At 70.3% G+C, this 20408-nt stretch carries 12 protein-coding genes; 8 read left to right on the forward strand and 4 right to left on the reverse strand.

Going from position 1 to position 20408, the window contains the following annotated elements; genetic code table 11:
- Nucleotides 1–26 precede the first annotated feature (26 nt).
- Nucleotides 27–929 carry a PAC2 family protein gene (locus tag VF330_RS20150; RefSeq protein WP_330853173.1) on the forward strand — a complete coding sequence of 301 codons (903 nt, stop codon included), beginning with the start codon at nt 27–29 and terminating at the stop codon, nt 927–929.
- A gap of 60 nt (nt 930–989) precedes the next feature.
- Nucleotides 990–2150, forward strand: a complete 1161-nt coding sequence (locus tag VF330_RS20155; RefSeq protein ID WP_330853174.1) for an MFS transporter — start codon at nt 990–992, stop codon at nt 2148–2150.
- Here VF330_RS20155 and VF330_RS20160 read toward each other — a convergent pair.
- A complete protein-coding gene (locus VF330_RS20160) occupies nt 2080–3663 on the reverse strand; it encodes an ABC transporter permease (RefSeq protein ID WP_330853175.1) in 1584 nt (527 codons plus the stop codon). The two genes, VF330_RS20155 and VF330_RS20160, sit on opposite strands and share 71 nt — an antisense overlap.
- The gene (locus VF330_RS20165; protein WP_330853176.1) at nt 3660–4547 is read right to left on the reverse strand and encodes an ABC transporter ATP-binding protein; all 888 of its coding nucleotides are present in this window, start codon (nt 4545–4547) and stop codon (nt 3660–3662) included. The genes VF330_RS20160 and VF330_RS20165 overlap by 4 nt, the downstream gene beginning before the upstream one ends.
- An 83-nt stretch (nt 4548–4630) precedes the next feature.
- Between VF330_RS20165 and VF330_RS20170 the strand changes: the two genes are divergently transcribed.
- On the forward strand, nt 4631–5128 hold the full coding sequence (locus VF330_RS20170) for a GbsR/MarR family transcriptional regulator (protein ID WP_330853177.1): 498 nt from the start codon (nt 4631–4633) through the stop codon (nt 5126–5128).
- Between the two features lie 52 nt (nt 5129–5180).
- Here VF330_RS20170 and VF330_RS20175 read toward each other — a convergent pair whose 3' ends face one another.
- On the reverse strand, nt 5181–6281 hold the full coding sequence (locus VF330_RS20175; protein ID WP_330853178.1) for a S1 family peptidase: 1101 nt from the start codon (nt 6279–6281) through the stop codon (nt 5181–5183).
- A gap of 427 nt (nt 6282–6708) precedes the next feature.
- On the opposite strand from VF330_RS20175, the gene VF330_RS20180 reads away from it, so the two are divergent.
- The gene (locus VF330_RS20180; RefSeq protein ID WP_330853179.1) at nt 6709–8487 is read left to right on the forward strand and encodes a S8 family peptidase; all 1779 of its coding nucleotides are present in this window, start codon (nt 6709–6711) and stop codon (nt 8485–8487) included.
- Nucleotides 8488–8604: 117 nt separating this feature from the next.
- Here the strand turns inward: VF330_RS20180 and mshC are convergent, their stop codons facing one another.
- The gene (gene mshC / locus VF330_RS20185) at nt 8605–9843 is read right to left on the reverse strand and encodes a cysteine--1-D-myo-inosityl 2-amino-2-deoxy-alpha-D-glucopyranoside ligase (RefSeq protein WP_330853180.1); all 1239 of its coding nucleotides are present in this window, start codon (nt 9841–9843) and stop codon (nt 8605–8607) included.
- 236 nt (nt 9844–10079) lie between these two features.
- Between mshC and VF330_RS20190 the strand changes: the two genes are divergently transcribed.
- The 4 genes from VF330_RS20190 to VF330_RS20205 are packed head-to-tail and all read left to right on the forward strand — an operon-like array spanning nt 10080 to nt 20378.
- Nucleotides 10080–14240 (forward strand): glycoside hydrolase family 2 TIM barrel-domain containing protein, encoded by a 4161-nt coding sequence (locus VF330_RS20190; protein WP_330853181.1) that lies wholly within the window; start codon nt 10080–10082, stop codon nt 14238–14240.
- Nucleotides 14241–14291: 51 nt separating this feature from the next.
- Complete coding sequence (locus VF330_RS20195; RefSeq protein WP_330853182.1) at nt 14292–15098, forward strand: slipin family protein; 807 nt, start codon at nt 14292–14294, stop codon at nt 15096–15098.
- A 58-nt stretch (nt 15099–15156) separates the two neighbouring features.
- Nucleotides 15157–19053 (forward strand): AAA family ATPase, encoded by a 3897-nt coding sequence (locus VF330_RS20200; RefSeq protein WP_330853183.1) that lies wholly within the window; start codon nt 15157–15159, stop codon nt 19051–19053.
- Nucleotides 19053–20378, forward strand: coding sequence for an esterase/lipase family protein (locus VF330_RS20205; protein ID WP_330853184.1), 1326 nt, complete (start codon nt 19053–19055; stop codon nt 20376–20378). The genes VF330_RS20200 and VF330_RS20205 overlap by 1 nt, the downstream gene beginning before the upstream one ends.
- The last annotated feature ends 30 nt before the right edge of the window (nt 20379–20408 follow it).

The raw sequence follows: 20408 nt of genomic DNA on the forward strand, positions 1-20408 counted from the left end.
CTCGCGCGAGGCCGTAGTCTGGCGCCGTGAACGATCCGTCCCAGGAATCCCCGACCCCCTCGAACCCGCGCCAGCCGCTCACGAGCCCGATCATGGTCTGCGCTTTCGAAGGGTGGAACGACGCCGGTGACGCCGCCAGCACGGCGATCGAGCACCTCCAACTCACCTGGGACGCCACCCCGCTCGCCGAGATCGACCCGGACGACTACTACGACTTCCAGGTGACCAGGCCGACCGTCCGCATGGTCGACGGCGTCACCCGCAGGGTCGACTGGCCGACGACGCGGCTGTCGGTGTGCAGGCCCCCCGGCTCGTCCGCGGACGTGGTCCTCGTGCACGGCATCGAGCCGAACATGAGGTGGCGCAAGTTCGCCGCCGAGCTGCTGGGCCACATCGACGCCCTCGGGGTGACGACCGTCGTGACGCTGGGCGCGCTGCTGATGGACACGCCCCACACCCGTCCCGTGCCGGTCACCGGCACCGCCTACGACGCGGACGCCGCCGAGAAGTTCGGCCTGGAGCACTCGAAGTACGAGGGTCCGACCGGCATCGTCGGCGTGTTCCAGGACGCGTGCGTGCAGGCGGGCATCCCGGCGATCTCCTTCTGGGCCGCCGTGCCGCACTACGTCTCGCAGCCGCCGTCGCCCAAGGCCACCCTGGCCCTGCTGCACCGCGTGGAGGAGGTCCTCGACATCGAGGTCCCGCTCGGCGCGCTGCCGGAGCAGGCGGAGGAGTGGGAGCGCACGGTCAGCGAGATGGCCGACGAGGACGAGGACGTGCGCAACTACGTGCGCGCGCTGGAGGAGCGCGGCGACGCGGCCATGCAGATCACCGAGGCCTCCGGGGACGACATCGCCGCGGAGTTCGAGCGGTACCTGCGCCGCCGCGGCCGCGGTCCTGGCTGGCCGTCGGCAGGCCCGCGCCAATAAAAGTTAGCTCAGGCAACCATCGCCGCCGCTCCCCCACTAGGGTGAGCGGCGGAGGTGTCCGTGGGCCGCTTGGCACGCGCCGGCTTGTACGCCGGCGCCTTGATTGGGCCGTTCGGCGGCGCCGTGACGACGTCGATCCTGCCCGAGATCGGCGACAGCTTCGGCCGATCGCCGGGTGAGGCGGCGTCGACGCTGACGTCCTACCTGGTGCCGTTCGCCGTGCTGATGCTGGTGTCCGGCACGTTCGCGCAACGCTGGGGTCCACAACGGACGGTCCGGATCGCTTACGTGGCCTACGCCGTCACGTCCCTGCTGGCCGCGGGCGCGTGGACGTTCGAGGTGCTGCTGGCGTCGCGGGCGTTGCAGGGCGCGGCGAACTCGTTCACCACGCCGGTGCTGCTCGCGGTGATCGCCGCGTCGACGCCGAAGGAGAAGCTCGGGCGCGCGCTCGGGCTGTTCGGGTCGATGCAGGCGGCCGGGCAGACCTCCGCGCCGCTCGTCGGCGGGCTCACCGCCGAGGTCGACTGGCGGCTGGCATTCGTGGTGATCGCCGTGGTGGCCGTCGGGCTGGCGGTGCTGGGCGTGCCGGAGACCGAGGCCGAACCCGAGCGGGACGCGAGCCTGCGCAGCGCGTTCGTGCCGAGCACGATCAGGCCCGCCCTCATCGCGTTCGTCGGCTGGGGCTGCCTGGGCGGGCTGTCGTTCCTCGTGGCGTTCCGGCTCGACGACGTGTTCGGGCTCGGCGCCGGCGAACGCGGGCTGCTGCTCACCGGGTTCGGCATCGTCGGGTTCCTGACCGCGCGGCACATCGGCAAGGCCATCGACCGGTTCGGTGCCACCACGATGGTCGTCGTCGGCTCGACGGTCGGTGGCGCGCTGATCGCCGCGGCGGGCACCTCGCCGTTCGCGGCGATGGTCGTCATCGCGTGGGCGCTGACCGGTGCGGCGGCGCAGGGCGTGTTGGTCAGCATCAACGCGTTGGTGTTGCAGAGCGAGAACGCCAACAGGGGTGGCAGCGTCAGCGTCGTGCAGTCGCTGCGCTTCATGGGCGCCGCCTCGGCCCCGTTGGCGTTCGTCCCGCTCTACCAGTCGCACCCGCTGCTCGGGTTCCTCGTCCCGGCGGCGCTGCTCGTCCTCGTGCCGGCCGTCGTCACGTGGTCAGGTCGCGGCGCCGGAACCCGGCGAAGCCCGCAACCAGGAGCACCACCGCCACCGCGGTGAGCCACGCCAGCGGTCCGAAGGTGACGTCCGGGTACTTCGGGACGTGACTGAACGGCGACACGTCGATCACCCACCGGTCGAGCCGCAGCGCCGGGCCGAGCAGCGTGATCACCAGCGACGCCGACACCACCGCCCAGCTCACACCCGTGAACTGCGGGAACACCCCGAACAACAGCAGCGCCACGCCCGCGACCACCCACGCGGCCGGGAGCTGGACCAGTGCCGCGCCGAGCAACTTCGGCAGCTCACCGCCGACGTCGCCGATCTGCAGGCCGTACACCAGGCCCAGCCCGAGTCCCGCGAACGCCAGCACGACCGCGCCCCCGACCAGGGCGAACACCGCGTGCGACGCCGCCCAGCCCCAGCGCGAGACCGGGGTCGCGAGCAGCGGCTCGGCGCGGAACGAGGTCTCCTCCGACCGCAGCCGCAGGACCGCCTGGACGAGGTAGATCGCCGAGATCAGCCCGAGCAGCTGGGTGACGGTCCCGAAGAACGCGTCCACCATCGCGTCGGCTCCGCCGATCTGCTGCACGATCTGGCCGAGCGTCGGGTTGTCCTGCACCATCTGCCCGACCGCCTGCGCCACGCTGCCGTAGATCACGCCGACCACGAACAGCGCGACCGACCAGCCGATCAGCGAGCCCTTCTGCAGCCGCCACGCGAGTCCGAGCGGTGTGCCGATCGTGCCCTCCGGCCGGCCGAGCCTGGTCGCGAACAGACCGAGCCCGACGTCGCGGCGCGTGACGACGTACGCCGAGACGCCGACCAGCGCCGCGAACGCCGCCAGCGCGATGCCGAGCACCCAGAACCTGTTGTCCCCGAACGACCGCACCTGCTCGGTCCAGCCGATCGGCGAGAGCCAGGTGAGCCACTGCGGACCGGACTCCCCCGCCGCGTCGCCCGCCGCGCGGAACAGGTAGGTCAGGCCGAGGAACCCGCCCGCGAGCGCGTTGGACACGCGGGAGTTCTCCGACAGCTGCGCGGTGAACGCGCTGACGCCGGTGAACACGAGTCCGACGCTCGCGGTGGAGAGGCCGAACGCGAACGAGCCCGCCGCGTCCAGGTCCTTGCCGATCAGCACCACCGCCTGGAGCACGCCGATCAGCAGGCTCGTGCCGCCCGCGACGACCACCGCGGCGGCCAGCGGCGCGTGCCGGCCGACGACCGCCGCGCTGATGAGCTCGGTGCGGCCGGCTTCCTCCTCGGCACGCGTGTGCCGGGTGACGACCAGCAAGGCCATGATCGCGATGAACAGGCCGGAGAACACTCCCCAGCGCCACACGACCAGGCCGCCCAGCGACGACCAGTCGTGCAGCGGTCCGAGCATCGCGAGGAACGCGGAGTTGGCGTTCGCGGTGACGCCGAGCTGGGCCCGCGACTGCGCCGACCCGTACAGCTCCTCCAGCGCGGTCGTCGTGGAGTAGGTGACGCCGACCAGGAACAACACCCAGACCGGCAGCAGGACCCGGTCCCGGCGCAGCGCCAGCCGGACCAGCGGGAGCGTGCCGATCATTTCGCGTCCTCGTAGTGGCGCAGGAACAGCTCCTCCAGCGTGGGGGGCTGCGAGGTCAGCGTGCGCACGCCGGACGAGACCAGCTGCTTCAGCACGGGGTCGAGCTTGTCCGAGTCGACCTCGAACTTGACCCGGTTGCCCTCGGCGACCAGGTCGTGGACGCCGTCGAGCGACGCGAGCCCGTTCGGCGGGGCGGCCAGCTCGGCGGAGATCGACGTGCGGGTCAGGTGCCGCAGGTCGGCGAGCGTGCCGGTCTCGACGATGTGGCCGTTGCGGATGATGCTGACCCGGTCGCACAGTGCTTCGACCTCGGCGAGGATGTGGCTCGACAGCAGCACTGTGCGGCCGCGCTCGCGTTCGTCGTTGACGCAGGACTGGAAGACGGCCTCCATCAGCGGGTCGAGGCCCGAGGTCGGTTCGTCGAGGATGAGCAGCTCGACGTCGCTCGACAGGGCGGCGACCAGCGCCACCTTCTGCCGGTTGCCCTTGGAGTAGGTGCGGCCCTTCTTGCGGGGATCGAGCTCGAAGCGCTCCAGGAGCTCGGCGCGGCGGCTCCTGTCGAGGCCGCCGCGGAGCCGTCCGAGCAGGTCGATGACCTCGCCGCCGGTCAGGTTGGGCCAGAGGTTGACGTCGCCGGGGACGTAGGCGAGGCGGCGGTGCAGCGCCGCCGTGTCCTTCCACGGGTCGCCGCCGAGCAGCCGCGCGGTGCCGGAGTCGGCACGCAGCAGGCCGAGGAGGATCCGGATCGTCGTCGACTTGCCGGCGCCGTTCGGGCCGAGGAAGCCGTGCACCTCACCGGTTCGGACGTCCAGGTTCAGGTCGTCCAGCGCACGCGTCGGGCCGAAGGTCTTGACCAGGCCCGACACGGATATCGCAGATGTCATGGCCGGTAAGCTACACTCGTTTCACAACTTCGTGAAGCTCGTAAATTTTGCCCGATCGGCTGACGAAAGGGGATGATGCCGCCGTGACGAGAGCTACGGAGCGTGACACGCAGGCGGTGAGCCAGTTCGTCGAACGGTTCGGCGGGATCCTGGCGGACGTCGGCGTGCCCCGCATGCCGGCTCGCATCCTCGCGGCGCTGCTGACGACGGACTCGGGACGGCTCACCGCAGCCGAGATCGCCGACCTGCTGCAGATCAGTCCGGCGGCGGTGTCGGGCGCGGTGCGCTACCTGACCACGGTCCAGATCGTCAGCCGCGAACGTGAGCCGGGATCGCGCCGCGACGTGTTCCGCATGCGCGACAACGTCTGGTACGAGACGACGTTCCGCAAGGACCAGATGCTGGTCCTGATCGACGAGGTGCTCAGCGAGGGCGTCGACTCGCTCGGCGCGGACACCGAGGCGGGGGCGCGGCTGGACGAGACGCGCGAGTTCTTCCGGTTCATGCACGCCGAGATGGGCACGTTGCTGGACCGGTGGCGCGGGCACCGCGAGAAGTGGCTCGAGGAACGGTCTTCGTGAACGACGGCGAGGGGGAGCTTCCGGCGGAAGCACCCCCTCGCCGTTCGGCGCGTCAGCCCGTGGTGAGCGTCAGGCCGTAGGCGTCGAGGATCTCGTTGACCGGCTGGAAGTAGGTCGTGCCGCCGCTGGTGCAGTCGCCGGAGCCACCCGAGGTGACACCCTGCGCCTCCGTGCCGCTGACCCACGAGCCACCCGAGTCACCGGGCTCCGCGCACACGTCGGTGCGCGTGAGGCCGCTGACCGAGCCCTCCTGGTAGTTCACCGTCTGGCTCTTGGCCTGGACCTCGCCGCAGTGCCAGCCCGTGGTCGAGCCGGAACGGCAGATCGAGGCACCGACGGCCGCCTCGGCGTGACCCGACACGACGACGTCGCTGCCGCCGTAGTGGTTCACGTTCGGCGTCGGCGTCCAGGACGAGTTCGCGCGGACGAACGAGTAGTCGTTGCCCGGGAAGGACGACTGCTCGAACTCGCCCAGCGCGGACCGGTCGGCTCCGGCGACGGTGTCACCGGGTGAACCGCAGTGACCAGCGGAGACGAACCCGCCGTCGACCGCGAAGCCGACGGAGCACCGTCCGGCGTTGTTGATGTAGTAGGCGTCGCCGCCGCGGATGTCCTTGAGCAGGCGCGGGGTCTCGTCGGTCTCGACGACCTTCGCGACCGCGCCGGCCTTGTCCACCAGCGACTTCGCGGCGGCCGACTGACCGCGCTTGACGGTGATCGTGACCGCGTTCGCCTTGGTGTCGACGAACCAGCCGGTGACCTCGGCGGGAGCCTGCGACGCGTCGAGCCTGGCCTTGGCCGCGTCGAGGTCGCTCGCCTTGTGCGCGACCGTGCGGGGCTCGGCGCCGAGCTGGCGGAGCCTCTCGGTCTTGGCGGTGTCGGTCACGCCGACGACGAGCTTGCCGGTCGACGCGTCGAACCACGCGCCGCCGTAGCTGTCACCGGCGAAACCCTCCGCCACTCGCTGCAGGACCGTGGCCGCGCTCTCCTGACGCAGCCGCTCCGCCGCCTGCCGGGCGTCCAGTCCGAGGTCGCGCTGCATCGCGGCGAGCAGGTCGGCGGACGGGTGCGGTGCGGCGACGGCGACAGGGGAAACCGTCGTCGCGAGTGCACCCGTCAGCACGGCCACAGCCGCGACAGCCATGCGCTTCATAGGCAGTTCTCCTTGTTCTTCGGTTTCGTGCAGGGCCGGTGTAACGCCGGACCGGGCAACCGCGATGAGGAGATCAGCTGTGCTGCAACACAGCTCGCACGACACCGGATGACTGGCGTCCCCAGGCGGTCGAACTGCCCGATCAGTTCGTTCCTCCGTTTGGGCGACGCTATGTCGTGCTGCCTACCGGTCGGTAGGGCCGATCGAGGGTGGATCTCTCGGCGTGAAAGTTGATATAGGGCGTGGAAATGCGTCCGCTCGGTCTATTTCGTGACACAGAGCGACCAATCGGACTTTCACGAAACATCAAATCTGTCAAGAGTTCGCATCCGACGGCGTATCCCTCTGACCTGCGACGCAGGTCTACCGTGCTGGTCACCCTGTTCCCTGCACGAGGGAGAACCCTGCAATGCGAAGAGTCTTGGGTATGGGACTCACCGCCGCGGCCGCCGTGTGTCTGGCCGTCGCCGTGGTGCCCGCCGCGTCAGCTCAAGAAAACGTGGGGACGATTCTCGGCGCCGACCGCGCCGACGTCGTGAAGGACAGCTACATCGTCTCGCTGAAGGCCGACACGGCGTCGAGGGCCGCCGCGCCGGGCCTGGCGAGCAAGTACGGCGGCCAGGTCGGCCAGGTCTGGCAGCACGCGCTCAACGGTTTCTCGGTGAAGATGTCGGCGCAGCAGGCCGCCCGGCTCGCCGCGGACCCGAAGGTCGCGTTCGTCCAGCAGGACGCGCAGATCCGCATGTTCGACGTGCAGCAGAACCCGCCGTCCTGGGGCCTGGACCGCGTCGACCAGCGCGACCTGCCGCTGAGCAGCAGCTACCAGTACGACACGACGGCGTCGAACGTGACGGCGTACATCATCGACACCGGTGTCCGCACCACCCACTCCACGTTCGGCGGCCGCGCCTCGTGGGGCACCAACACCTCCGGTGACGGCAACAACACCGACTGCAACGGCCACGGCACGCACGTCGCCGGCACCATCGCGGGCGCGGAGTACGGCCTCGCGAAGGCCGCCAAGGTCGTCGCCGTCAAGGTCCTGAACTGCTCGGGCTCCGGCACCACCGCCGGCGTCGTCGGCGGCATCGACTGGGTGACGGCGAACGCCGTGAAGCCCGCCGTCGCCAACATGTCGCTCGGCGGCGGCGCGGACTCCACCCTCGACGCGGCCGTGCGTCGTTCGATCGCCTCCGGCGTGACCTACGCGATCGCGTCCGGCAACTCGAACACCGACGCCTGCAGCACCTCGCCCGCACGCGTCACCGAGGCGATCACCGTCAACGCGTCGACGAACACCGACGCGCGCGCCTCGTTCTCGAACTACGGCTCCTGCACGGACATCTACGCGCCGGGCCAGAACATCGTGTCGTCGTGGAACACCAACGACACCGCGACGAACAACATCTCCGGCACCTCGATGGCCACCCCGCACGTCGCGGGCGCGGCGGCCCTGTGGCTCGCCACGCACCCGACCGACTCCCCCGCAGCCGTCTGGTCGGGCCTGGACGCGGCCTCGACCCCCAACAAGATCACCAACGTCGGCGCCAACACCCCGAACAAGCTGCTTTACACGCTGTGGGGCGGCGGCCAGCCCGGCACCCCGTCGGTGACGAACCCCGGCACGCAGACCTCCACGGTCGGCACGCCGGCGTCGCTGCAGCTCTCGGCTTCGGGCGGCACCGCGCCGTACACCTGGTCCGTCACCGGCCTCCCGGCCGGCCTGTCGGCCTCGTCCTCCGGCGCGATCTCCGGCACCCCGACCACCGCGGGCACCTCCTCGGTGACCGCGACGGCGACCGACGCCGCGGGCAAGACCGCCTCGACGACCTTCTCGTGGGTCGTGAACCCGGTCGGCGGCAACTGCGACGCCAAGACCAACTCCACCCCGGCGTCCATCCCGGACCTGGGCACCGTGACGAGCACGATCGTCGTCTCCGGCTGCGCGGGCAACGCGTCGGCCGCCACGTCGATCAAGGTCGCCATCACCCACACCTACAAGGGTGACCTCGTGGTCGACCTGGTCGCACCGGACGGTTCGGTCTACAACCTGCACAACCGCACCGGCGGCTCGGCCGACAACATCAACGAGACCTACACCAAGGACCTCTCCTCGGAGGCCGCGAACGGCACCTGGACGCTGCGCGTGCGTGACGCGGCGTTCCTCGACACCGGCACGCTGAACAGCTGGACGCTCGACGTCTGATCGCCGCTCCGCTGAACGAACCGCCCCCGGTGCTTCCGCCCCGGGGGCGGTTCCACGTCCGGGCCCTGAACCGCGTGGCGGTGTGGGGCACCGCCCTGGCGCCCCACACCGAACGAGCTAGAGCTCCACGCCCAGAAGCGCGTCCACCGCCGTGCGAACCTGCGAAGGGCCGTGCTTGTCCGCCCCGCCACCCGCCAGCGCCTCGTCGGCCCAAGCGTCGACCGCGGCCAGCGCACGCGGGGTGTCCAGGTCGTTCCCGAGGTGGTCGCGCAGCCGGGTGACGGTGTCCACAGCGGACGGTCCGGAGTCGAGCGACGCCGCGCGGCGCCACTTGTCCAGCCGGGTCAGCGCCTCGTCCAGCAGGGCGTCCGACCAGGGGCGGTCGGAGCGGTAGTGGCCCGCCAGCAGGGCCAGGCGGATGGCGTTCGGGTCCACCTTCTCCGCGCGCAGCTTCGAGACGAAGACCAGGTTGCCGCGCGACTTCGACATCTTCTCGCCGTCGAGGCCGATCATGCCCGCGTGCACGTAGTGGCGGGCGAACGGGTGCTCGCCGGTCTGGGCCTCGGCGTGCGCGGCCGAGTACTCGTGGTGCGGGTAGATCAGGTCGGAGCCGCCGCCCTGGACGTCGAAGCCCATGCCGAGGCGGTTGTGGGCGATGGCGCTGCACTCGATGTGCCAGCCGGGGCGGCCCTCACCCAGCTCCGACGGCCAGGAGGGCTCGCCGGGGCGCTTCACCCGCCACAGCAGCGCGTCGAGCGGGTGGCGCTTGCCGGGGCGGTCGGGGTCGCCGCCGCGTTCGGCGAACAGCCGCAGCATCTCCTCGGACGAGTAGTTCGACTCGTAGCCGAACCGGCCCGTGGCGTCGTGCGAGAAGTAGACGTCCGGGTACTCGTCGTCGTCCACCCGGTAGGCGTGGCCGTCGGCGAGGAGCTTCGCGACCACCTCGACGATCTCGGGGATGGCCTCGACGATGCCCACGTAGTCCTGCGGCGGCAGGACGCGCAGCGCCTCCATGTCCTCGCGGAACAGGGCGGTCTCGCGCATGGCGAGCACGACCCAGTCGTCCTTGTCGCGCAGCGCGCGTTCCAGGAGCGGGTCGTCCACGTCGGTGACGTTCTGGACGTAGTGCACGTTGTGCCCGTTGTCGAGCCACACGCGGTGCACGAGGTCGAACGCCAGGTAGGTGGCGGCGTGGCCGAGGTGCGTCGCGTCGTACGGCGTGATGCCGCAGACGTACAACCTGGCGGTGTCTCCTGGAGCCGTGGGGCGAACCTCGCCCGTAGCCGTGTCGAACAGCCGCAGCGGGCGGGGGTCCCCCGGAACCCGCGGCACAGGAATCGATGACCAGGTCTGCATGCTTCCGACACTAACGCGTGCCGCCGGATGGAGTGCGTTTTCCGGCTGTTGGGACGACCACGCCGGACACGTCGAGACAGAAAGATCGGACATTCGTTGACGACGTTGTCAACGCGCCCCTAGCTTCCGAAGGCATGCTTCGTGTCGTCGTAGCCACGGTGGTAGCGCTCTCACTCTCTCCCGCAACCGCACACGCCGAACCCCTGGATGCGTTGGCGTATCTGGAGAACCCCAGAATGACCGGCGAGAACCAGGAACCTCCCCACCCCGACCTCAGGCCGGAGAAGCGCCTCAGCCTGAACGGCGACTGGCGGATCCGGATGTTCGACAAGCCGGAGGACGTCAGGGACACCACGGACGGGTGGCGCACGGTCAAGGTCCCCCACACGTGGCAGACCGACTTCCTCGACCACCCGGTGTTCCGCAACATCCCCACCGAGATGTACCCGGACAACCCTCCGGCGATCCCGCGCGACGTCAACCCCACCGGCGTCTACGAGAAGACGTTCGACCTGCCGCGGGACTGGGACCGCACGCTGGTCCGCTTCGAGGGCGTGACCAGCGGTTACCTCGTCTGGGTGAACGGCACGTACGTCGGCTACGACCAGGGCGGCTACACGCCGGCCGAGTTCGACATCACGAGCAAGCTCAGGCCCGGCCGCAACACGCTGAAGCTCCAGGTCCACCGCTGGTCGGCGGGCTCGCACCTGGAGGACTACGACCAGTGGCGGTTCTCCGGCATCTTCCGCGAGGTCTGGCTCTACTCGACGCCGAAGACGTACCTCCAGGACGTCACCATCAAGACCGACCTGGACGCCGAGTACCGCGACGCCACGATCACCACCGACGTGCGGATCGGCGGCCCTCAGGAGGGCCATACCGTCCGGACCAGGCTCTTCGACCCGCAGGGCCGTGAGGTCCCGATCGAGGACGGCAAGGTCGCGAACCCGCTGAAGTGGACCGACGAGACGCCGAACGTCTACGAGCTCAAGATCGAGCTGCTCAGGAACGGCCGCGTCGTCCAGACCGGCAGGCAGCCCGTCGGCTTCCGCGAGATCGAGGTCGTCGACAGGCAGCTCAAGATCAACGGCAGGCGCGTCCTGTTCCGCGGTGTCAACCGGGCCGAGACGTCTGACCACGGCAGCCGCTACGTCACCCGCGCCGACCAGGAGAAAGACGTCGAGCTGATGAAGCGGTTCAACATCAACTCCGTGCGCACGTCGCACTACCCGAGCGACCCGTACTTCTACGAGCTCGCCGACCGCACCGGCTTGATGATCGACGACGAGGTCGACATCGAGACCCACCACCACGACGGCTGCCCCACCAACTGCCTGGCCGAACGCCCCGAGTGGCAGGACGCGTTCCAGGACCGCTTCGTCGCCATGGTGCAGCGCGACAAGAACCACCCCAGCGTGATCATGTGGGACACCGGCAACGAGGCCGGCCTCGGCAAGGCGCACTACACGATGGCCGAGTACGCCCGCGCCCACGACACCCGCCCGCTCTACCACCAGCCGAACGTGCCGGACGGGGACGCGCCCTTCGCCGACGTCGCCGGCCCGCGCTACCCCTCGCCCGCGAGCCTGGAGGCCAAGGCGAAGACCACCACCAAGCCGATCATCATGGGCGAGTACGCGCACGCCATGGGCAACAGCCTCGGCAACTTCCAGGAGTTCTGGGACGTCGTGCGCGCCTACCCGCAGGTGCAGGGCGGCTTCATCTGGGACTGGGCCGAGCAGAACATCGCCCTGCCCCTCTACACGACTCCCGACGACGCGAACGGCATCCTCTCCTACCTGTCCGGCAAACCGTCCCAGGTGGACGGACCGCACGGGAAGGCGTTGCGGTTCAGCGGACTCGACGACTTCGTCGAGGTCTACCGCGACCGCAAGCTCGACGAGGTCACCGACGGCCTCACCCTCGACGCGTGGGTCAAGCCCGACACCTGGACCGGTGACTTCACGGTCGTCGCGAAGGGCGACCACCAGTACGCGCTGAAGATGGCCGACGCCACGACGCTGGAGTTCTTCATCCACAGCGGCACCTGGCGAGCCGTCCGCGCGACGGTCCCGGCGGACTTCCACGGCAACTGGCACCGCGTCACCGGCACGTTCGACGGCACGAAGCTGCGCCTGCTGATCGACGGGGAAGTGGTCGCCACCACCGACTTCACCGGCACGATCGACTGGTCGCACTGGCCGGTCAACATCGGCCGCAACTCCGAGACCATGCAGGAGAACGTCGGCACCCGCATGGCGCACGGCACGGTCGACCAGGTCCGGATCTACCACCGCGCCCTGACCGAGGCGGAGCTCGCGCAGGACCCGAAGTCCACCGCCGTGCTGGCGCTCGACTTCGAGAAGCTGGAGGACAAGGGCCGCAAGCAGTTCTACGGCGCCGGAACCGGCGGCGTCGACGGACTGGTGTGGTCGGACCGCAGGCCGCAGCCGGAGACCACCGAGCTGATGGCGGTCCACTCCCCCATCCGCTTCTCCTTCGCCGACAACAAGCTCACGATCGTCAGCGAACGGCAGTTCACCGGCACCGACGACCTGGAACTGCGCTGGGAGGTCCAGGACAACGGCCGCACGGTCGCCCGGCACCGCGGCGGGCTCCAGCCGGGCACGATCGCGTTGCCGGACTTCAGCGCCCCGACCGAGCGCTTCCTGACCGTCCGCGCGACCGACCGCAAGGGCAACGACGTCGGCATCGGCCAGTTCCCGCTGGGCGGCACGCAGGTCACCGGCCTGCACACCGCCGGGTCCCCCGGCAAGCTCACCACGACCGAGACCGGCACCGAGGTCGTCGTCTCCGGCAGGGACTTCCGGTACGTCGTCAGCAAGTCCTCCGGCACGCTCACGTCGATGCGGGTCCGCGGCACCGAGCTGCTCAGGACCGGGCCGGAGCTCGACGCCTGGCGCGCGCCGCTGTCCAACGAGTCCCAGAGCGAGGACACCTCCTGGTACCGCACCGGCCTCGACCGGCTCAGGACCACGCCGTCGAGCGTCACGGTCGCGCAGTCGGGCGCGGACGCGGTCATCACGGCCAGGTCGACGGCCCAGGCCGTGCCGAACGCGTCGTTCGGCCAGACCTTCACCTACCGGATCACCGGGGACGGCGAGGTCCACGTCGGCCACCGGGTCGCGGCCCGGGACCGCATGCGCGACCTGAGCTACCTGCCCGGCATCGGTTTCACCCTCAAGGTGCCGCAGGACTACAAGAAGTTCACCTGGTACGGCCGCGGTCCCGGGGAGAACTACGACGACCGCTTGGCCGGCAACCCGGTCGGCGTCTACCAGTCCACCGTGGACAAGGAGTTCAACGACTACTACAAGCCGCAGGACTACGGCAACCACGCGGACACGCGCTGGGCGACGCTGTCCGACGGCCGCGCGGGCCTGCTCGTCGCGGGTGACCTCGACGTGCGGGTGTCGCAGTACGACGACCTGGACCGGGCCGCGTACCCGTTCGCGCTCCGGAAGAACGACGGCTGGACGACCCTGCACGCCGCACACCGCGTGACGGGCGTCAGCGAGACGTTCCACGAGCCGTTGCCGCAGTACCAGGTGGAAGCGGGCAACGAGTACGCGTACTCCGTGCTGCTGCGCCCGCTCACGCCCGTGGAGGCGGCCACGGGCAAGCTCGGCAACCGGGTGGACTGCGCGCCCACCGCCGAGCTGCGGGCCGCCGACACCGCGCTGGAACCGGGCGAGCAGGTCGAGGCAGACCTCGTGGTCACCCAGCCCTGCCCCGGCACGACGACGGCGAGGCTGACCGCACCGGACGGCTGGTCGGTGTCCCCTGCGACCGCCGACCTCTCCAGCGGCTCGGCGAAGGTGACGGTCCAGCGCGACGGCGGCACGACCGGCACCCGTCCGGTGTTCGCCGAGATCACCTCCGGCAAGGGCGTCACGACGCTGACCGAGGACTTCACCGCGACTCCGCGTGCGCCACAGGGTGAAGCCCAGGTCTCCGCGCTGGAGTTCCTCAACGAGCGCAACGGGTGGGGTCCGATCGAACGCGACCGCAGCAACGGCGAGGAGCAGGCTGGCGACGGCGTCCCTCTGAGCATCCGCGGCGCCAAGTTCGACAGGGGTGTCGGCGTGCACCCCGACTCGGAGTTCCAGGTCTACACGGGCGGGAAGTGCTCCACGCTGACCGCGACCCTCGGTGTGGACGACGAGACGAACGGCGAGGGCACGGTCCGGTTCGAGGTGCTGAAGGACGGACAGTCCGTGTACCGAAGCCCTGTGCTGTCAGGGCAAAGCGCGGCTGTACCGATCACGGTCGACACGGGTGGAGCAACCGTGGTGACGTTCCGGGCCACGGACGGAGGTGACGGCAACGCCCACGACCACGCCGACTGGGCGAACCCCGTTCTCACCTGCGCGTAGAGGCGTACCGTCGGAGATCAAGGGCATTCGCCGGTCGGAAGGCGGGGTCTCATGGTCTACTTCGAAGTCCTCGGCGGGCTCGTCGCGCTCGGAGGCCTCGGTCTCGCGATGAGCGCGCGGGTCATCAAGCAGTTCGAACAGGGACTGGTGTTCCGGTTCGGCAAGCTTCGGCAGGGCGTGCGCGGGCCGGGGCTGACGATGCTCATCCCGGGGGTCGACCAGCTGCGGAAGGTCAACCTCCAGATCGTCACCCTGCCCGTGCCGGCCCAGGACGGCATCACGCGCGACAACGTCACCGTGCGGGTCGACGCCGTCGTCTACTTCAAGGTGCAGGACCCGGCGAAGGCCGTGATCAACGTCGAGGACTACCGGTTCGCGATGCTCCAGGTGGCGCAGACGTCGCTGCGGTCGATCATCGGCAAGAGCGAGCTCGACGACCTGCTGTCCAACCGCGAGCGCCTCAACCAGGGCCTGGAGCTGATGATCGACACGCCCGCGCTCGAGTGGGGCATCGACATCGACCGGGTCGAGATCAAGGACGTGGCGCTGCCGGAGAGCATGAAGCGCTCGATGTCCCGGCAGGCGGAGGCCGAACGCGAACGCCGCGCGCGCATCATCACCGCGGACGGCGAACTGCAGGCGTCGAAGAAGCTCTCCGAGGCCGCCGGGACGATGGAGGAGACGCCCGGCGCGCTCCAGCTGCGGCTCCTGCAGACCATCGTGGAGGTGGCGGCGGAGAAGAACTCGACGCTGGTGCTGCCGTTCCCCGTGGAGCTGCTGAGGTTCCTGGAGAAGAACACGAACGTCGAACTGCCCCCTCAACCGAAGGGCGGCGACTCGACGGACTCGTCCATGTGAGTTAACCGGCGTAACACCCCCTGGCGCGCAGCGACGTCCGTGCAGGGGGTTGCAGGACATGCGGGACGGGGTCAGGGGCAAGTTCGTCGGCATCGGCGTCGGCTCGTACGAGCTGGTGCAGCCGCTGCAGCACGCCGTGAGCGACGTGCGGGAGCTGCGCGCCCTGCTGAAGGGCTACGAGGGCGAGCCGTTGGCCGACCCGACCGAGGCCGAGGTCCGCGAGCACATGAAGGCGTTGCGCCGGCAGCCGCAGGACGGCGGCGCGCTGGTGGCGTTGTGGAGCGGCCACGCCATCCCCGTCGCGGGCAACCTCCGGCTCCTCGCCAGGGACAACGCCGGAGACGTCGACGGGATCATGCTGCACGAGTTCGCGCTGTGGTGTGCCGCGTCGGGCGCGCACCAGGTGCTGATCGTCGTCGACGCCTGCTACTCCGGCGCCCAGCTCGACGAGGCCGTGCGGACGGTCGCGGCCGTCCAGGAGGAGCTGCTGGCCGGCCAAGTGCACTGGGCGGGTGTGCTGGTGTCGTGTTCGAGCGTCGAGACGGCCCGTGACGGGTTGTTCGGCGGTCAGCTGCGCAAGCTGCTGCGTGCCGGCCCTACGGCCGTGGAGGACGCACGGCGGTGGAGCGACCGCACGGCGTTGGTCGACGGCGGTGCGGTCGGCACGGCGTTGCTGAACGCGTGGGACAGCGACGTCCAACGGCCGCGGTTCATGCAGTACGGCTCCGCACAGCCGATGCTGCCCAATCCGCTCTATGCCGCGAACACGGTCGTGAAGCACCTCCTGCTCGCCGCGCGCGGTGGTGACTCTGCGGACAACCGGTCGTGGTTCACCGGTCGTACCGCCCAGGTCGACGAGGTCGTGCGCTGGGTGAGGTCCGGCACCGCCGGTCTCCGCGTCATCACGGGGTCGCCCGGCACCGGCAAGTCGGCGGTCGTCGGCCGGGTCGTGAGCCTGTCGAACGCCGCGGAACGGGACCTGCTGCTGACCGCCGGGCCGTCGTTCCGGCACGCCGACCCCGGTCCCGGTTCGGTCGACGCCGCCGTGCACGCCCGCGCGATGGACGCCGACCGGGTGGCCGACCTGCTCAGCCGCCAGCTCGTCGGCGCGGGCCTGATCGCCCCGCCGGACGGACCTCGGCGCGGTGCCGCCGAGCTGGTCGGCGTGGTCAGCGCCTTGGAGACGCCTCCGGTGCTGGTGGTCGACGGCCTGGACGAGGCGCGCGGGGAGTCGTTCTCGATCGCCACCTCGCTGCTGACCAAGCTCGCCGACCACGCCGTCGTGATCGTCTCGACGCGCCAGGCCCACCGGGTCGCGGGCGGGGCGCCGCTGCTGACCGAGCTGGCGCCGGTCGAGGTGCTCGACCTCGACGACGCCGACGACGAGGCGGACGTCCGCGACTACGTGCTGGCGCGGCTGGGCCCCGAGGTGCCGCAGTCCACTGTGGACGAGCTGGCGGCGCTGCCGTTCCTGACCGCGTGGATGATCACCGACCAGCTGCTGGCCGATAGTGGCGCCGACCTCAAGCTGTCACTCGACGCGGCGTTCGACCGTGAACTGGCGAAGGTGCCGTCCGCCCGTGCGTTGCTGACGGCGTTGACGTGGAGCTACGGCGCTGGCTTCCCGGAGGAGGAGTGGCGGGCCGTCGCCGAAGCGTTGTCGGGCGAGAAGTTCAGCCGTGAGGACGTCACGGCCGTGCTCACCGAACTGGGCCGTCACATCGTGCAGGACGGTGAGGAGGGCACGGCGGTCTTCAAGCTCACGCACCAGACGTTCGCGGACCACCTCCGCCCGCAGTTCGCCCCGAGCCGCGACGCGGTGTTCGCGCCGGGCGCGGAGACGGTGGCGTGCGCGCTGATCGAGCTGTACCGGCAGCGGATGGAGGCGGGCGTGCCGCCGGACGTGCCGGGCTACCTGTGGAAGTACGCGTGGCGGCACTGCGGGCACGCCGGCACCCGCGCGTTGGACGGTCTGCGGGCGCTCGCGGGGATGAACCCGATGTTGTTGCCGGACATCGCTCTCGCGGCGACGACGGCGGCGAACGAGCTGATGCACTGGGGTCGCGGCGACGAGGCCGTCGCGCCGCTCGAAGAGGCCGCCGAGCACTTCCGGACGCTCGTGCCGACCCTGCGGATGTACCTGGCGGACCTCGCTTTCGTGCTGAACAAGCTGGGGCGGCGGTTCCGCGAGGCCGGGCGGTTGCAGCAGGCCGTGGCGCCCGCCGAAGAGGCGGTGGTGCGCTACCGGGAGCTGGTCGCGTCGACTCCGACGACCGCGGAAAGCCTGACGCACAAACGACTCGCGCAACGTATCGCGAAAACGTCGACGCACGGCGGTGACAACCCCACGTACTCCGCGCACCTCAGTGGCGCGTTGGTAGATCTGAGCGAGACCTACGCCATGTTGGGACGGAGAACGGAGTCGCTGTCGACGGCCCGTGACGCCGTGGCAGCCGTCGACTCCGATGCCCCGCTGGCGCGCGCGATGACGTGCCTTGCCACCCGGTGCAGCGAGACGGGCCGTCGCTACGAGGCGATGCAACGGTCGAAGCAAGCCGTCGAGCTGTACTTCTCTCTCGCCCAGACCAACCCGGTGTTCCTCGCCGACCTCGTGACCGCGCAGGTCGAGCTGAGCCGCGACTACCTCGCGCTGGGCAGGCTGTCCGACGCCGACCGCACCACGCAGCAGGCCGCGGAGATCAGCGGCGCGCTCGGCCGGCACGCCGCGTTCCGCCCGCAGCTCGCCGGCGCGGCGCTGAGCCTGAGCGTCGCCTACAGCCTGGTCGACCGCACCGACGCCGCGCTGGCCACCGCGCGGCAGGCCGCGGACCTCGCCGACGGCCTGCGGGTCCACGCGCAGGCGCTGCACAACCTCATGCGCCGCCAGCGCGACGCCGACAAGGCCCGCGAGGCGCTCGCGACCGGGCTGCGGACCGTCGAGGTGTGCCTGCTGCCGGAGAACACCGACCGGCTGTCCACGCTGGCGGCCGCGTTGCTGACGCTCGACACGGTCTGCGCGGGCCTGGGACAGCCCGAGATCGTCGACGAGACCTGGGACCGGGTCGCCGCGCGGTTCACCGGCCCGCACCTCGCGACGCTGCTGGTGCTGCGCGCGGCGGCGACCAGGGCGGGTGACCCGGCGGCGGCGAGGTGGCTGTGCCAGGCGCTGACGCACGTCGGCCAGTCCCGGCAGGCGATCCACGACGTGCACGACATCGCCCGCCGCCACTACGACTCCGGCCCGTGGCCGTGGGATTCGATCCCCGACTGGCTGACGGTGGACCGTGTGTTGTTGAAGACCGCACGGTCGTGGGTGTTCGCGCGCTCGTACGCCGAAGAGCGCGCGATCCTGCTGCGGCACCCCGAGCTGTTGTCGACGGACGCCGACGTGGCCGTCACCGAGGCGTTGTACGGCACGAGCCTGATCGAGGCGCAGGTCATCCAGTCGCGGCGGACGACCGCGCAGCAGCAGGGTGTCGTGCTCGCGTACCGGCCGTGGCTGCTCGCCAGCCTCGCGGACGAGTTCGTCGACGCCACGCCCGCACGTCGCCGCGAACTGCTCGCCACGCGCCGGGAAGAGCTGCTGGACAAGGAAGTCCTCAAGAACGTGCGCGACAACCGGCCCGTGCAGGCGCTGCTGCTGCTAGCGGACGAGGACTACGACGTGGTCGACCTCGTCCTGGAAGCGCAGGAGGACCCCGGACGCGTAGTCGAGGTCCTGCGCGGCCTGGCGGGTTCCGCCTCACCGCAAGCGCTCACCCAAGCCGTCACGGCGTTGGAGCCACACGCGTTGGCGGCGCTCTACAAGGCGGTCGCGCGCGCTCGGGCCGGAGACACGCGCTTTGCGCTGCCGACGGCCGACCAACGGCTGACGTGGATCCACGAGCTGACCTACCTGGTGCCCGCGGACCTGAAGCTGCTCACCCTAATCCGCACGCTCGCCGAGGAGTCCTGATGAGCGATCTCGTCGTCGTTCTGCCCGGCATCCTGGGCAGCACGTTGCGCGACAAGGACGGCATGGTCTGGGAGGTGTCGGGCCGGGCCGCGTTGCGCGCCGTGCTGTCGCTCGGCCGGAGCCTGCACCGGCTCAAGCTCCCCGCCGGCATCGGCGACGAGCACCCCGGCGACGGCATCGAGCCCGTGGCGTTGATGGCCGATCTGCACGTCATCCCGGGCATCTGGACGCCGTTGAAGGGCTATGACCGGGTGACGCGCCGGATGAACGCCCTCGGCTACAGCGTCGAGAAGGGCAACCTGGTCCTCTTCGCCTACGACTGGCGGCTCTCGAACCGCTACAACGGCGCGCTGCTGGCCCGGCGCGTGGACGAGGCGCTGGACCGGATCGGCCCGGACGCCAAGGTCAGCTTCGTGTGCCACTCGATGGGCGGGCTGGTGGCGCGGTGGTGCATCGAGCAGTGCGGGATGGCCGAGCGCACCGACAAGCTGATCACGATGGGCACGCCGTACCGGGGCGCGGCGGCGGCGTTGGACCAGCTCGTCAACGGCGTGCGGAAGGGCCTCGGACCGTTGGCCGTCGACCTGACGGAGTTCGCGCGGTCGATGCCGTCGCTGCACCAGCTGCTGCCCGAGTACGCGTGCATCGAGTCGCCCGGTGGTCTGCTCAAGACCACCGAGGTGTCGTTGCCCGAGCTCGACACGAAGATGGTCGCGGACGCGATGGCGTTCCACGGCGCGTTGGGCGACACGTTCGCCGACAAGACCTACGCGATCGTCGGCGGTAAGCAGCCCACGGCCACCACCGCGCGCATCGCCGACGGCAAGGCGACCTGCTACCGGACGTACGAGGGCGACGACCTGTACGGGGACTCGACCGTGCCGGCCGTGGGCGCCGCACGGCGGGGGCTCGCGCTGTCGTCGAACACGCTGCACCGGGTGACGGAGCAGCACACGTCGTTGCAGGACAACGCGGCGGTCCTGGACGCGGTGGAGTCGTTCCTGACCGCGAAGCAGATCGTCCCGCGGAACGTCACGGCGACGGAACCGCAGGTCAGCGTGCCCGACCTGGTGCTGGCCGGAGAGACGCTGGAGGTCACCGTCGAGCTGCGCGACACGGCCCCGCGAGCGGTGAAGGTGGCCCTGCTCGACGAGAACGGCAAACAGGTCGAAGCGCGCAGTCCCGCCATTTCCGAGACCATGGTGGTCAAATTCGGTGAAATGACCCCCGGCGCTTACTACGTGCAGGTCAGCGGCATCTCCGTAGGTGCTCCGGTGGTCCCGGTGACCTCGGCGGTGCTCTCCATGGATTGCCCCGAGGTCTGACCGGGAGGACGATTCACCTCTGACACGGAG

Source organism: Lentzea sp., assembly GCF_036380075.1.
Classification (GTDB): domain Bacteria; phylum Actinomycetota; class Actinomycetes; order Mycobacteriales; family Pseudonocardiaceae; genus Lentzea.

What these genes read in the sequence shown, in the direction of transcription:
- VF330_RS20160 (WP_330853175.1), bottom strand. Translation starts at nt 3,663, where the DNA reads ATGATCGGCACGCTCCCGCTGGTCCGGCTGGCGCTGCGCCGGGACCGG.
- VF330_RS20165 (WP_330853176.1), bottom strand. Translation starts at nt 4,547, where the DNA reads ATGACATCTGCGATATCCGTGTCGGGCCTGGTCAAGACCTTCGGCCCG.
- VF330_RS20175 (WP_330853178.1), bottom strand. Translation starts at nt 6,281, where the DNA reads ATGAAGCGCATGGCTGTCGCGGCTGTGGCCGTGCTGACGGGTGCACTC.
- VF330_RS20180 (WP_330853179.1), top strand. Translation starts at nt 6,709, where the DNA reads ATGGGACTCACCGCCGCGGCCGCCGTGTGTCTGGCCGTCGCCGTGGTG.
- mshC (WP_330853180.1), bottom strand. Translation starts at nt 9,843, where the DNA reads ATGCAGACCTGGTCATCGATTCCTGTGCCGCGGGTTCCGGGGGACCCC.
- VF330_RS20190 (WP_330853181.1), top strand. Translation starts at nt 10,080, where the DNA reads ATGACCGGCGAGAACCAGGAACCTCCCCACCCCGACCTCAGGCCGGAG.
- VF330_RS20195 (WP_330853182.1), top strand. Translation starts at nt 14,292, where the DNA reads ATGGTCTACTTCGAAGTCCTCGGCGGGCTCGTCGCGCTCGGAGGCCTC.
- VF330_RS20200 (WP_330853183.1), top strand. Translation starts at nt 15,157, where the DNA reads ATGCGGGACGGGGTCAGGGGCAAGTTCGTCGGCATCGGCGTCGGCTCG.
- VF330_RS20205 (WP_330853184.1), top strand. Translation starts at nt 19,053, where the DNA reads ATGAGCGATCTCGTCGTCGTTCTGCCCGGCATCCTGGGCAGCACGTTG.